The 13,881-nt window shown below is 73.6% G+C and carries 14 protein-coding genes; 11 read left to right on the top strand and 3 right to left on the bottom strand.

Features of this window, described 5'->3' with window-relative positions:
* Together VMF70_06275 and VMF70_06270 are read left to right on the top strand one after the other, a co-directional pair.
* The coding region (locus VMF70_06275) for a hypothetical protein (protein HTT67617.1) at positions 1–288 on the top strand (288 nt) is incomplete at its 5' end.
* Between the two features lie 18 nt (positions 289–306).
* The gene (locus VMF70_06270) at positions 307–804 is read left to right on the top strand and encodes a DinB family protein (GenBank protein HTT67616.1); all 498 of its coding nucleotides are present in this window, start codon (positions 307–309) and stop codon (positions 802–804) included.
* A 46-nt stretch (positions 805–850) separates the two neighbouring features.
* Here VMF70_06270 and VMF70_06265 read toward each other — a convergent pair whose 3' ends face one another.
* Entirely contained in the window at positions 851–1,951 is a 1,101-nt protein-coding gene (locus VMF70_06265; protein HTT67615.1) for a DUF4384 domain-containing protein, read from the bottom strand.
* 232 nt (positions 1,952–2,183) lie between these two features.
* Between VMF70_06265 and VMF70_06260 the strand changes: the two genes are divergently transcribed.
* The 5 genes from VMF70_06260 to VMF70_06240 all read left to right on the top strand — a co-directional run bounded on the left by VMF70_06260 (position 2,184) and on the right by VMF70_06240 (position 9,107).
* Positions 2,184–3,659, top strand: a complete 1,476-nt coding sequence (locus tag VMF70_06260) for an RNB domain-containing ribonuclease (protein ID HTT67614.1) — start codon at positions 2,184–2,186, stop codon at positions 3,657–3,659.
* 156 nt (positions 3,660–3,815) lie between these two features.
* Positions 3,816–4,022, top strand: coding sequence for a hypothetical protein (locus VMF70_06255; GenBank protein ID HTT67613.1), 207 nt, complete (start codon positions 3,816–3,818; stop codon positions 4,020–4,022).
* Between the two features lie 39 nt (positions 4,023–4,061).
* The gene (locus VMF70_06250) at positions 4,062–4,856 is read left to right on the top strand and encodes an FHA domain-containing protein (protein HTT67612.1); all 795 of its coding nucleotides are present in this window, start codon (positions 4,062–4,064) and stop codon (positions 4,854–4,856) included.
* A gap of 196 nt (positions 4,857–5,052) precedes the next feature.
* Positions 5,053–6,690, top strand: a complete 1,638-nt coding sequence (locus VMF70_06245; GenBank protein HTT67611.1) for a protein kinase — start codon at positions 5,053–5,055, stop codon at positions 6,688–6,690.
* Positions 6,687–9,107: a hypothetical protein gene (locus VMF70_06240; GenBank protein ID HTT67610.1), complete on the top strand. Its 2,421-nt coding sequence runs from the start codon at positions 6,687–6,689 to the stop codon at positions 9,105–9,107. The genes VMF70_06245 and VMF70_06240 overlap by 4 nt, the downstream gene beginning before the upstream one ends.
* 24 nt (positions 9,108–9,131) lie before the next feature.
* On the opposite strand, the gene VMF70_06235 is transcribed toward VMF70_06240, so the two are convergent.
* Positions 9,132–10,451 (bottom strand): OmpA family protein, encoded by a 1,320-nt coding sequence (locus tag VMF70_06235; GenBank protein HTT67609.1) that lies wholly within the window; start codon positions 10,449–10,451, stop codon positions 9,132–9,134.
* Between the two features lie 197 nt (positions 10,452–10,648).
* The gene (locus VMF70_06230; protein ID HTT67608.1) at positions 10,649–11,296 is read right to left on the bottom strand and encodes a phosphatase PAP2 family protein; all 648 of its coding nucleotides are present in this window, start codon (positions 11,294–11,296) and stop codon (positions 10,649–10,651) included.
* A gap of 131 nt (positions 11,297–11,427) precedes the next feature.
* Between VMF70_06230 and VMF70_06225 the strand changes: the two genes are divergently transcribed.
* The 4 genes from VMF70_06225 to VMF70_06210 form a co-directional block, all read left to right on the top strand.
* Positions 11,428–12,009 (top strand): hypothetical protein, encoded by a 582-nt coding sequence (locus tag VMF70_06225; GenBank protein ID HTT67607.1) that lies wholly within the window; start codon positions 11,428–11,430, stop codon positions 12,007–12,009.
* Positions 12,010–12,181: 172 nt separating this feature from the next.
* Positions 12,182–12,820 carry an NAD(P)H-binding protein gene (locus VMF70_06220; GenBank protein HTT67606.1) on the top strand — a complete coding sequence of 213 codons (639 nt, stop codon included), beginning with the start codon at positions 12,182–12,184 and terminating at the stop codon, positions 12,818–12,820.
* 1 nt (position 12,821) lies between these two features.
* Positions 12,822–13,259, top strand: coding sequence for a hypothetical protein (locus tag VMF70_06215; protein HTT67605.1), 438 nt, complete (start codon positions 12,822–12,824; stop codon positions 13,257–13,259).
* Positions 13,260–13,407: 148 nt separating this feature from the next.
* Positions 13,408–13,881, top strand: a 474-nt coding sequence (locus VMF70_06210; protein HTT67604.1) for a serine/threonine-protein kinase, incomplete at its 3' end; no start/stop codon positions are given.

Raw genomic sequence — 13,881 nt, 5'->3', positions numbered from 1 at the left:
TTCGACGCGAAGCTGGAGCAGCGCGTCTCGGAGCTTGACGCGAGGACCGAAGTGCGGCTCGCCCAACTCGACGCGGGGTGGGAGCGACGCTTCGCCCGGCTCGAGGCGAAGCTGGAGCAGCGCCTCGCCGAGGTGAAGGGGGAGCTGCGCGCGGAGATCGCGGCCGTCCGCACCGAGATCGCCAACGTCCGCTCCGGCTTGATGAAGTGGATGTTCATCTTCTGGGCCGGCAACGTGGTCGCGACCGCCAGCCTCGTCCTCGGCGCCGTCGTCCTCCTCCGAAGGTAGGCGCAACCGAGACCCCGCATGAACCTCGACGAGATCCGCACCCTGTACGCCTACAATCGGTGGGCGAACCACCGGCTCCTCGGCGCCAGCCGGCCGCTGAGCCCTTCCGCCTTCACCCGCGACCTCGGCACGAGCTACGGGTCGCTGCGGGGGACGCTCGTGCATACGCTGTGGGCCGAGTGGATATGGCTGCAGCGGTGGCGCGGTGTCTCACCCAGGCAGGTGTTCGCCCAGGAGGAGTTCCCGGACGTCGGCGCGATCGAGTCCCGCTGGGACGAGGTGGAGCGAAACCGTCAGGACTTCATCGCCGGACTCACGGAGGATCGCCTACTCGCCGGCATGTCCTACGAGAACCTGCAGGGGCAGCGCTGGGAGTACTCCCTCGTCCACACGATGCAGCACGTCGTGAACCACTCGTCGTACCACCGCGGCCAGGTGGTCACGCTGCTGCGGCAGCTGGGCCAGGTGCCACCCTCCACCGACTTCCTGGTGTTCTTCGACGAGGGCGGCCGCTAAGGCCGACAGCGGCGGCCCGGTCCCGCCCCTCGGCGCCGAATTCCGCTCAGCGGCCGCGCCGTCCGCCCCCGCCCCCGCCTCCGCCGGAGCGGCCGGAAGAACCCCCGCCTCCGCCGCGCGGAGCGTACGACCCGCGGCCTCCGCCCCCGCCTCCGCCGCGCGGAGCGTACGACGCACGGCCTCCGCCGTAGCTGCGCGGGGCAGCGTACGACCCGCGGCTTCCGCCGTAACTGCGCGCGTAGCTCCGCGGGGCCCCGCCGTACGAGGCCGCGGCGCGCACACCCGTCGACGGGATGTAGCGGCGACCCACTGAGCCGCGGAACGCCGGCGCCGCCACGGGAGCGCGGGCGCGGACGCCCGTGCCGATGTAGGCGCGCGGGCGATAGGGCACCGCCCGGCCGAGCGGCCGGCCGAAGCCGAAGCCCACGTTGAACCCGTAGCCGCGGTAGCACCCGTAGCAGTACCGGCCGAAGAACGACGGGTAGAAGCCCGCGGCGTAGAAGCCGAAGAAGAACGGGTCGTAGGGCCACCAGGCATACGGCCAGTACGGATAGCTCCAGTAGGGCGGGGGATACCCGTACGCGTACGCCGGATCGCCGCCGGCGTACGCCGCGGCGGCCTGGGGATCGGCGACCGAGTACTGCGCGACGTCGTAGTCGAAGTGCACGTCGCCCGCCATGCTCTGCACGATGCTCACCAGGGCGCTCTCGGGAGCCGCGGCGCTGGTCGCCGAGTCGAGCGCCCGGTAGTTCCAGTGGCTCGCCGTGACGAAACGGTCGAAGTGGAACGCCTCGTGGGCCCGCGCGGCCACGATGGTCCCGGTGCCCGCGCTCGGTCCCGCCTCGAACGCCTCGCCGCCTTGCGGTCCGCCGATGTCCACGTCGCGGCCGCCGCGCACGAAGTTGTCCGCCGACGGGCTCGGCGGGTACAGCACGCGCACCCAGCCGTGGACGTCGGTGCGCAGCACGACCAGGAAGCCGTCGTCGGCCGGCCTCACGCGCACGAGGATGGGCTCGCCGAAGCCGTAGCGCCCCTCGTTGTTCAGCGAGACCTGGATCGGCGGTTGCTGGGGGGCCGGCGTGCCCTGCAGGTCCGGCGCCGGAGCAGGGCCGAGGAGAGCGAGCGCGACCATCAGTGGAGCGAGCATGGAGCCGACTCCTTCTGCGCAGAATGCGCCATCACCACATATGTGCTACGCGCGCGGTCGCGCGGATGTTCCCCGCCGGCGCCGCGCGGCCGCAGGCTCCGGGCCTGGCGAATGGACGTGCCGTCCCCCGGATATCGGGCCGGCCCGCCCGGATCCCGGTCCGGAGCCACCCGCTGACGCCCGACGGGCGCCTCGGGTATACATTGGCCCAACCTCGAGGATGGTGACCGCCATGACGGGCCCGGACGACCGACAACACCGCGCGATCCTGCAGGGCATCGCCCATCGGGCGATGCTCGAGCAGGGCCTCGTTCCCGACCTTCCGCCCCGGGCGCTCGCCGAGCTCGACGGCATCCGCGGGCCGGCGACGCGAGCCGAGGCGGCGACGCGTGATCTCCGGGACCTGCTGTGGTGCTCCATCGACAACGACGATTCGCGCGACCTGGACCAGCTGACCGTCGCCGCAGCGATGCCCGGGGGCGCCACGAAGCTCCTGGTGGCCATTGCCGACGTGGACGCCGTCGTCAAGCAGCGCTCGGCGCTGGACGATCATGCGCGGGAGAACACCACCTCGGTCTACACCGTCGCCGAGACGTTTCCGATGCTGCCCGAGAAGCTCTCCACCGATCTCACCTCCCTCAACCAGGCATCGGACCGCCTGGCCATCGTCATCGAGATGGTTCTCGCCGGGGATGGATCGTTGCAGGGCTCGGACGTCTATGGAGGGATGGTGCGCAATCGCGCCAAGCTCGCCTACAACGGCGTCGCCGGCTGGCTGGAGGGCAAGGGACCGATGCCGGAAGCGATCGGCCCGGTCGGCGGTCTCGACGAGAACCTCCGGCTCCAGGACCGCGTGGCCCAGCAGCTGAAGGCGCTGCGGCATCAGCACGGCGCGCTCGACCTCGAGACCATCGAAGCACGTCCGGTGTTCGATGGCGACGAGCTGAAGGACCTCGAGGCCGACACCAGGAACCGGGCCAAGGACATCATCGAGGACTTCATGATCGCCGCCAACGGCGTGAGCGCGCGATACCTCGCGTCCAGGAACCTGCCGTCGCTCAGGCGCGTCGTGCGCGTGCCCAAGCGCTGGGACCGGATCGTCGAGCTTGCCGCCGAGCGGGGCACGACCCTGCCCAGGGAACCCGATGCCCGGGCCCTGGACCAGTTTCTGGTGGCGGCCAAGGCCGCCGATCCTCTCCGCTTTCCCGATCTGTCGCTGAGCGTCATCAAGCTGCTGGGTGCGGGGGAATACGTCGTGGAGCTGCCGGGAGCCAGTGTCACCGGGCACTTCGGCCTGGCGGTCAAGGACTACGCGCACTCCACCGCCCCGAACCGCCGCTTCCCCGATCTGATCACCCAGCGGTTGCTCAAGGCCGCCATGGCGGGTCGGCCCCTGCCGTACGCCAACGACGAATTGACGGCGCTCGCCCGGCACTGCACCGAGGCGGAAGACGCGGCGAAGAAGGTCGAACGGCAGGTCACCAAGTCCGCCGCCGCCATTCTGCTGCAACCGAGGATCGGAGAGCAGTTCGATGCCATCGTCACCGGCGCGGCCGACAAGGGCACGTGGGTCCGTCTCCTGCAGCCGCCCGTGGAAGGACGGCTCGAGAGCGGCTTCGAAGGCCTGGACGTCGGCCACCGGCTCCGGGTGCAGCTGGTCCGGACGGACGTCGAGCGCGGCTACATCGACTTCAAGCGAGTAGCGTAGGGCGCGAGGCGGGATCCCGACAGATTCAGTCGGCGTCCCGACCGCGTGTGGGTTTGCGCCCGGCGGCACTGGGCCCTACGGTGGGGGCGGCGGCTCGACGCCGTCGCCGGTGCCGTCCCTGACCGGGCGACACGACCCTCACCGCGGGAGGCCCCAATGCTGAGGGAACACGGGGTGTGGTACGGCGTGCACTGTCACAAGTGCGGTTCCGAGATCCCGCTTGCCGAGGGGGGCGAGAAGGCGGAGCGGTACACTCACCCGGCCCTCCGTCGCCTCGTTTGTCCGGGCAAGCACTGTGGCTACAGCGACCACTACAAGTTCCCCGACGAGCTGGTGCGGTTCCCCGTGCCGACGGCGCCGTAGCCGGCTCCTGAAGCCGCCGCCGCGCCTTCCAGTCCGCCGATGAGCGACAACCCGGTCATCAGGATCTTCCCGCCGGGCACCCACGTCGAGCTGGACGGCGAGGCGCTCTACCTGGGCCGCGACTGCCATCTCGCGCCGATGATCCCCTGCCTGCTCAGCAAGGTCGTCAGCAACCGCCATTGCGCCATCTACCGCGACGGCCCCGACCGCTGGATGCTCGAGGACCTCGGCAGCACCAACGGCACCTGGATCCACCACGCGCGCCTCGCCGGCCGGACGCTGCTGCACACCGGCGACGAGTTCACCCTCGGCACGCGCTTCCCGCTGATCGTGTGCTGGACGGGCTTCGGAGGCACCGGCCCCGAGCGGACGCTCCCGGAGGACGAGCTGCCGCCGGGGGACGCGGCGACCATCGTCGCCGGCCCCGCGCGGCCCCGCGCCGGCCCGCGCAACGGGCCCGCCGGCGGCCGGCGCGACGAGCGGGACGGCAGCGCCGACCGGCCGCTCCGCGCCGGGCGCACGCCGAGCGTGCGCCTGGTGCACCAGCGGACCGGCGAAGAGCTGCGCGCGACCGGGTACACGATCGTGATCGGCCGCGATCCCGCGGCGGCCCAGATCGTGATCCGCGCCGACGACGAGAAGCACGTCTCCGGCCGCCACGCCGAGATCCAGTTCCACTCCGACGGCTCGGTGGTGGTGCGCGATCTGGGCAGCAAGAACGGCACGTGGCTCAACGATCACGCCCTTCAAGGCGAAGCGCCGCTCAAAGTCGGAGACCGCCTGCTGCTCGGAAACGCACCGACCGTGCTGGCCGTGCTCTCGCTCGAGCACTGAATAGGGTCGTCCCGGCTTCGGGATTTCTCCATGCAGTGGCCGCATCACTCCGCTTGACAGTCTCCACGGCCGCCCGCACCGTAGGCGGGCGCGCGAGCGCGAGGAGGTGCCGCACCGCTCGACCCAGATGAACTGCTACAAGTGCCGGACCCCGATCCCGGATGAGTCGCGATTCTGCTCCGCCTGCGGCGCAGACGTGTCGGGCGACTCACACGCCCACGCGCCGGACGCCACCATCGCCGTAGACCAGGACCCGCAGCTGTTCGCCAGGCTGCAGAGCGAGCTGGGGAGCGAGTACGTCCTCGAGCGGGAGCTGGGGCGTGGCGGGATGGCGGTGGTCTACCTCGGCCGGGACGCGCACCTCGGCCGCAGGGTGGCGGTGAAGGTGCTGCCGCCCGAGCTGACGTACGGCGGCGGCGGCTCGATCATCGAGCGCTTCAAGCGCGAAGCGCAGACCGCCGCGAAGCTCGACCACCCCAACATCATACCGGTCTACCGCGTCGCGCCCGGCGGCACGCTGTTCTGGTACGTGATGAAGTACCTGGACGGGGAGCCGCTGGACCGGATCCTGGAGCGCGAGCGGCAGCTCTCGCTGGAGCGCACCGTCGACATCGTCGCCCAGGTGGCCGAGGCCCTCGACTACGCCCACCAGAACCGCGTGGTGCACCGGGACGTCAAGCCGGCCAACGTGGTGGTGGACGCCAAGGGCCGGGTCACCGTCACCGACTTCGGGATCGCCAAGGCGCTCGATGCCAACACGCTCACCGCGTCGGGGTCGGTCATCGGCACGCCCTACTACATGAGCCCCGAGCAGTGCAAGGGCATGAGGGTCGGCCCTGCCGCCGACCAGTACTCGCTCGCGGTGATGACCTACCAGATGCTGGGCGGGCACCTGCCGTTCACCGGCGAGTCGGCCGTGGAGATCGTGCACAAGCACGTGGCCGACCCCGTGCCGCCGCTCGGCTTCCTCCGGCCGCACCTGCCGGCCGGCGTCATCGACACCGTGGAGCGCGGCCTGGCGAAGGCGCCGGAGCAGCGCTTCCCGTCGGTGGCGGAATTCGCGCGGATGCTGAAGTCGGAGGCGGAGGGCTACACGGCCGTCGCGCGGACGGTCAGGCCGCCGGGAACGAAAGCGCCGCCGTCCGCCGGCGCGCTGGCGGCGGCGAGACGCAGCCGGCGCACCAGGCTGATCGTGGACGCGGCGGCCGCCGTGGTCCTGGTCGCCGCGGTGGCCGTCGCCCTCAACGTGCCCGGCGGCTGGACGCTGTCGTGGCCGCCGCGCCCGGACGGGTCCATCATCACCCGCGCGGCGGAGCCGGCGCCGCCGGCCGGGGCGACGCGCGCGCCGGCCGCGGGCGCGGGGCGGTCACCGCAGCCGGTGGTGACGGCGCCACCGGCCACGACGCGCGGCGGCCACGCACCGCCCGCCGCCCCCGAGCCACAGCGCAAGCGCCAGGCGGCCCCGCCCGCCGCGAAGCCGGCGGCGCACCCGCAGCCGGCCGTCCCGCCGAGCCGGCCGCCGTCGGCCCCGGCCCAGGGTCAGCCCACGGCGGCCGCGCCCCCGGTCGTGCGCCGCCCGGCGGCCGAGACGCTCGCGCCCGCCGTGCCGGCCACCGGGTTCATCTCGGTGGGCACGCGACCGGCTTCCACCATCTTCGTCAACGACGTCGCGAGGGGCTCGCGCCTCGTGAACCTCGAGGTGCCCGCCGGGACGGTGCGGCTGCGCTTCCAGGTGCAGGAGCCGACCGGGATGTGGTGGGGGCAGGACACGACGGTGACGGTGGCTCCCGGCGAGCACAAGGTGCTCCACTACATCGACCTGGTGCGGCGGTGAGGCGTGCGGTCGGGCTGCTGCTGCTCGCCCTCGCCGCGGCGCCCCGGCTCGCCGCGCAGGGCACCGTCGCCGCGCTGATCGGGGCGGCCCGCGCGCAGTTCGACGACTTCAACACCGATTCGGCCTCCGTCCTCCTCGCGCGCGCGCTGGCGCAGGGCTCCGGCGCGACGAGCGCCGAGCGGGTGCGGGCGTACGTGCTCTACGGGATCGCGCAGCTGAGCGCCAGGAACCCGACCGCCGCGCGCCAGGCGTTCCGCAGCGCCCTGCAGCTCAACCCCGCGGAGCGGGTGGACAGCCTCGTCTTTCTCGAGCCCGACGACCTGGCGCAGGTGTTCAACGCCGAGCGGGCGGCCGTCGCGGTGCCGGCGGGGCCGCCGCCCCTGGCCGTGGACGTCGCCGTCCCGTACGACACGGTCCTGCTGGCGCCGGCCGGCCGGCTGCAGGTCGCGACCAGGCCCACCTTCCGCTCGCGCGTGGTGGTGGCGGTCGCGCGCGCCGACACGCCGGCGACCCCGGTGTGGAGCAACACCGAGATGGTGGACTCGGTGGGAGCGGCCGCCTGGAACCTGCGCGCCCGCGACGGGCTGCTGGTGCCGACCGGCCGCTACGCGCTGCGCGTGACGGCCGCCGACTCGCTCGGCCGCACGGCGATTCCGGTCGAGCGGGTCCTCGCCGTCACCAATCCCAACGCGCGCGGCGACGAGGCCGCGTGGCTGCGCGTCCAGCTCGAGGAGAACCTCGCCTTCACCGCCGAGCCCGCGCGCGCGACGACGGCGGGCAGGGGCTTCCGGGTCGTGGTGACGGCCCGCGACGCCCACGGCCGCACGGAGAAGCGCTTCCACGACACGGTGACCGTGGCCATCGCGGCCGGCACCGGGAGGATCGGCGCCCACCTGTCCGGGAACGCGAGCGTCGCCGCGGACACGGGCGTCGCCGTCTTCACGGGCCTCAGCCTCGACAGCGTCGGCACCGACTACGGCCTCACGGCGTCGGCCGCGAACATGGCGAGCGCCTCCACCGTCTCGTTCGACGTGACGCCGGGCGCGGCGAGCCGCCTGGCCGTCGCGGTCGAGCCGGCGACCGTGAAGACGGGCGCGCCGTTCCGGGCGGTCGTGACCGCGCTGGACGCGCCGGGCAACGTGGCGACTGCCTTCGGCGACTCGGTGACGGTGCAGATCACGGCCGGGACGGGCAGGGGCGGCGCGCGGCTCTCGGGCACCACCCGCGTGGCCGCCGTCTCGGGCGTGGCCGTGTTCACCGGGCTCGGCGTGGACAGCGGCGGCGCCGGATACACCATCACGGCCGGCGCCGCGGCGCTGGCGCCGGCGAGCAGCGCGTCGTTCAACGTCGTGTCGGCGGCGTGGCCGGGCTGGAGGTTCCTGGCCGCCGGTGCCGGTCACGAGTGCGGCCTGTCGGGCGACGGCATCGCCTACTGCTGGGGTGCGAACGATCACGGCGAGCTGGGCGGCGACTCGATGGCCCGGCGCCCGGCGCCCGTGGTGGTGGCGGGCGGCCTCGCGTTCACGGCGCTGACGGCCGGCCAGGGTCACAGCTGCGCCCTGACCGGCGACGGCGCCGCCTGGTGCTGGGGCCAGGACAGCGTCGGCGAGCTGGGCGACGGCGCGCACGTGGATCGCCGCGGGCCGCAGGCGGTGGCCGGCGGCCTCAGGTTCACGAGCCTCGCGGCCGGAAGCCGTCACACCTGCGGCCTGACCGGCGACGGGGCCGCCTACTGCTGGGGCGCCAACGCCCACGGCGAGCTGGGCGACGGCTCCACCGTGAGCCGCGACTCGCCGGTGGCCGTGGCGGGGAGCGCGAGGTTCGCGAGCCTCGTCGCCGGCGACTCCCACACCTGCGGCCTGACCAAGGCCGGGGCCGCGTACTGCTGGGGCTGGAACTACTTCGGCCAGCTGGGCGACGGCTCGACCGCGAATCGCGGTGCGCCGGTGGCCGTCGCGGGCGGCATCGCGTTCGCGAGCCTCGCCGCGGCCGGAGGCCACACCTGCGGACTCACGGCGGCGGGGGCCGCGTACTGCTGGGGCGACAACACCTCGGGTCAGTTGGGCGATGGCTCGACCGGAGATCGGGCGGCGCCGGTGGCCGTGGACGGGCGGAACCGGTTCGCGAGTCTCGCGGCGGGCGACCAGCACACGTGCGGCGTCGCACTCGGCGGCGTGGCGTGGTGCTGGGGCGGGAACGACTTCGGGCAGCTGGGCACCGGCTCGAGCCGGGGGCGCCTCACGCCGGAGAAGGTGGCCGGCAGTCGGGTCTTCGCGAGCCTCGCGGCGCGGGACCACCACACCTGCGGCGTGACGCCGGCGGGCGCCGCGTTCTGCTGGGGGTGGAACGATCGGGGCCAGCTCGGCGACGGCTCGACCATCAATCGCAGCGCGCCGGTGGCGGTCCAGAATCCGTAGCGGAGATCCCGGCCCCCGGGCCCCCTAGCGCCAGCTGATGCTCACGAAGATCCCCTTCATCGTCGGGGCGTTGTCCTGCATCGCCGTTCCCGCACCGGGCAGGTACAGGTTCGAGCTGGACGAGCCGAGGATGCCGTAGCGAATCTCGGGGCTGATCGTGAGGTGCGCGGTCCGGAGGTCCACCCCGACCACCAGCGGGAACGTCAGGATGCGCTCGTTCCACCCGTTGGCGTAGATGCTGCCGCTGTTGTCGCCGAATCCCCACAGGACGCTGTAGTCGATGCCCAGCCCGACGTAGGGCACGGGATGCGTGCCGCTGCCCGCGACGAGCGGCGCGCGCAGCGTCGCCGCGAGCCCGCCCGTGAGGGTCCCGTTGGTCAGCGACGCGCCGTTGCCCACGTACCCCGACCCCACGTTGTTGGAGGCGCCGCCGGTGCCGACGCGCAGCTCGACGCGGAACCGCGTCTGCGAGGTGGCGATCCGCAGCGGAAACCGCCCCTCGTAGAATCCACTCGCCTGAAACTGGCTCCACGTCTGCCACCGGGAGTTGCCGCCGCCGTAGAACCAGTAGCTCGTGTTGTACGATGCCCAGCCGAGGCTGAGGCCGAACGCGCCGCGCTCGCGCGACAGCGGTCGCGGCGCGGCGGCCGCCGCGGCAGGAGCGTGGGCGGCGGCCGGGTGCGGAGCGATGGCTCCGGGGAGCTGCGGCTTCGGTGCGGTCGAGGGCTTGGGCCCGCTCGCGATCGGGCCGGCCGGTGCCGGGGCGGCCGCTTCCTGCTGGGGAGCGGCGTTCGCGCGGACGGCGGCCCCGGCGAGGGCCGGCGCAGGCGCGGGTGCGACGGCCGCCGTGGCGGGTGCGGGCGCAGCGGCGGTGGCCGCGGTGGCCGCCGGCCGCGCGGCCGGCGCCAGCCGCCGGATCTCGACGCGCATGTTCTTGCGGCGGCCCGCGGCGCTCCGGTTGCTGGCCACCGGTTGCCGCGAGCCGTAGCCCACGGCCGTCAGGCTCGCCGCCGCCACGCCCTTGCTCACCAGGTACGCCTTCACCGCGTCGGCGCGCTGCCGGGACACCTGCAGGTTGCGCGCGGTCGTGCCGACGCTGCTGGTGTAGCCGGCGATCTCCCACGTCGAGCCGGGCGCGGCCCGCATCGCGCCCGCGATCCGGTCGAGGTCCGCCTTCGCCGCGGGCCGCAGCACCGCGCTGTTCTGCGGGAACGCGTTCTCGAGAACCGTCGGGGCGCCCGCGGATGCCGGCACGGCCTGCGCCACGAGCACGGCGGGCGATGCGATCAGCATCGCCAGGGCAGCGAGCGCGGCCGGACGAGCGGCCAGAGTCCTGGTCTTCATGAGGTCCTCAGAGAGAGGTGGACACCAGGTGGTCGAGCTGGTGGTGTCGTCAGTCGGATGCTCTGAGGGGGGCATTGCCTGGCGGCACGCCGTGGGGGCCTGGGCGGCCCACTGCAGAGCGATGATGGGAAACGGTCAGCGAGGAGTCAAGCGTCGGCACGCCGCACGTTGCCGACTGGTTTGCCTGCAATTGTCGTCTAACGCTTCCCTGACGCCGGCGCTCCGTCGAATCGCGGCAGCCGCATCGGCAGGGAGCCGCTGGCGGCGCCCAGGAAGCTGCCGGCCACGATGTCGCCGACCCAATGGCTGTTGGTCACGATGAGCGACGCCGCGAGCAGGACCCACCCGAGGACCGACAGCAACCTCAGCCTGACCGACTGGATCCACAGCACGGCGAGCGCGGCGGTCCCGACGGACATCGTGCCGGAGGGGAGGGCGCCGAAGGTGGTCCCGCCGTGGAACGGGCGAAACACGTACACGCCATCCACCAGGTACAGCGGGCTGGCCGGCGAGCGGCCGAAGGCGACCTTGAGTGCGGCCATGACCAGGAACGCCACGGTCATCGAGATGCCGCACCTGAGCGGCAGCTGCGTCCAGGACGGGAGCGGGCCGCCGCTCAGCCGCCAGGCGCCGCACCCGATCACGAATGCGACGACCGCCACGAACACCGGCTCCGAAAGGCGAAGGAAACCCCTGCCGAGCGCGAACGCCGCCGTGCCGCCGAAGTGCGCGGCGGACCAGTCCGCCACCGGCCGGTCGACCCATTGGACGCAGATCAGCACGACGGCAACGCAGATGCCGAGGGCGAGCAGCCAGGGCCGCAGGCGCGGCTGGGGCATGGTCATGGCTCTCCGCATAGCAATGTTCGGTCCACTGCCGCACCTCGCCCGCGGCCAGCCGTCTTACCCCACGACCCCCGCCTTGTGCGGACGGCCGGCCCGGAGCTATACGGGTGGGGTCCCACACCGGGTCGCCAGTGAATCGCATCGCCGTCACCCTGATGGGCTGCCTGCTGCCGCTCGCGGCGTGCCACCCGCGCAACCGGCCGCTGGTCACGCGGCTGGACGCCGCGCTCGACAGCCTGACGCCGGGCCTCCGCCTCGGCGACGACGCGGCCGCCCTCGGCCGCAAGCTGCCGGGCTTCCGGATGCGCCCGGACCGCAGCTACGAGGACACGATCGAGAATCGGCAGCTCGGCCGCGCCGGCCTGTCGCTGTTCTTCGAGGGCGCCTTCGGCCCGACGGTGGATGCGCCGCCGCCCCCCGTCGCGCGGCTCGCGGCCATCCACCTCTCGGTGGCGACCGACAGCCAGTTCAGGCGGGCCGTCGCCTCCCTCGCCCGCTGGCTCCCGGTGCGCGCCGACACCATGTGCGCCGGCCCCGAGGAGCGCCGCTGGCGCGTGGTGCGCTGGCAGGTGAGCCCCACGGAGATGCTGGTCGCCACGCCCCCGGTGCCCGGCGCCAGCCCGGGCTACCTGCAGTTCCTCACCACGTCGTTCGCCTCGGCGCGCCTCGCGGCGCCGCGGCTGGTGGCATGCGGGGGGCGGCCGCCGGCGTAGATCGGGGCCGCTCCGGCCCGATGGCCTGCGGACCAGCGGCCGGAAGTGCTCGGCGACCGTCTCGTCTGGCAGCCGGCGGGCGCGCGCGAGCCGCTCGCCATCGCGCTCCCGGCGTTGTTCGCCCGGGTTCACGGCGAGCGGCGCTAGCCCTCGCATTGGAGAGGAGCAGCCCTTGGCTTCGAGGAAGGTCCTGGTTTTCGGCGCCACCGGCGGCACCGGCCGTCAGGTGGTCGCGCAGGCGCTGAAGCTGGGCCACGAGGTCACCGCGTTCGTCCGCGACCCCGGGCGGCTCCCGGCCACGGGTGAGCGCCTGCGCGTCGTGACCGGCGACGTCACGGCCGGGGGCCAGCCACTCGCCGACGCCGTCCGCGGGCAGGACGCGGTGATCAGCGCGCTGGGCCGCGGCAACTCGATGAAGTCGGGCGGCCTGATCGCCCGCAGCGTGCCGGTGATCGTGCGCGCGATGGAGGGCGCCGGGGTCCGCCGCCTGATCCTCACGTCGGCCTACGGCGTGGGCGAGACGTGGCGGGACGTCCCGCTGGTGCCGCGGATCGTGATGCGCCTGTTCATGCGGGACCTCTCCACCGACAAGCAGGTGGGCGAGGTCGCGCTCGCCGCGAGCGGCCTCGAGTGGACGGTGGTCCATCCGGTGACCCTCACCAACGGGCCGGCCACGGGCCGCTACCGCGCCGGCGAGCGGCTCGCGCTCTCGGGCTTTCCGCGCGTCTCGCGCGCCGACGTCGCCGCCTTCCTGCTGGCGCAGGTGGACGACCGCAGCTGGGTCCGCAAGCACGTGCTGATCAGCGCCTGAGATGACCGCGCCCACGCCGTCCGCGCCGCCGCCGCCGGGCGCCCCGGCCTCTGCGCCCCGCCCGCGCAGCCTGATGATCCTCGCGGTGCTCCTGGTGCTCTACGCGGCCGGCTCGCTCGAGGCGTTCGCCGGCGCGTTCCCCAGGTGGCTCGACGCCGCGGCGCGGCACCAGGCCGGCACCGGCTCCGCGGCCTGGGTCGAGCTGGCCAGCGCGCTGAGCGCGCTCGGGGCCGCGCTCGGCCTGTGGCGCGGCCGGCGCTGGGCGCGCGCCCCGTTCGTCGTGTTCGTCGTCGTGCAGCTCGCCGCGTTCGTCGCGGTGGCCCTGTTCGGGGTCGGCGAGGCCGGCACGCCGAGGGGCTGGGTCGTGACCGGTCTGCTGCTGGCCGGCGCGGCGGGCTTCGCGATCGGGCTCACCCGGTACGTCTGGCAGCACACCTGACGCCGGCCGGCGGCGGCCCAGTCCCGGGCGCCGTCACCTTCCTCAGGAAGTAGCGTCGCCGCAGCCGGGCTCCGGCCCGGCCGGACGTCTTCGCCTGGCGGCGGGGCCCGCCGCGCTGTACCGTGGAGTGTTCCTTCGAAGGTAGCCCGTGAGCGACCTGCCTGACCGCCTCGCCGAGGCGCTCAAGGACCGGTACGCGCTCCAGCGCGAGCTGGGGCGCGGGGGCATGGCGACGGTGTACCTCGCCGCCGACCTCAAGCACGAGCGGTCGGTGGCCCTCAAGGTCCTGAGCCCGGAGCTGGCCGCCGCGCTGGGAGCGGACCGGTTCCTGCGCGAGATCAAGACCACGGCGCAGCTCGCCCATCCCCACATCCTGCCCCTGCTGGACTCGGGCGACGCCGCCGGCACGCTGTTCTACGTGATGCCGTACGTGGAAGGCGAATCGCTGCGCGACCGGCTGGAGCGCGAGCGGCAGCTGCCACTGGACGATGCGCTGCGCATCGCGGGGGAGGCCGCGCGCGCCCTCGAGTACGCCCACCAGCGCGGCGTGATCCACCGCGACATCAAGCCGGAGAACATCCTGCTCACGCGGGACGGGACCACGCTGGTGGCCGACTTCGGC

The organism is Gemmatimonadales bacterium (assembly GCA_035502185.1).
In the GTDB taxonomy this organism is placed as follows: Bacteria; Gemmatimonadota; Gemmatimonadetes; order Gemmatimonadales; family JACORV01; genus Fen-1245.
The sequence above is the reverse complement of the archived record's forward strand: the minus strand, read 5'-3'. Positions and strand labels throughout refer to the sequence as shown.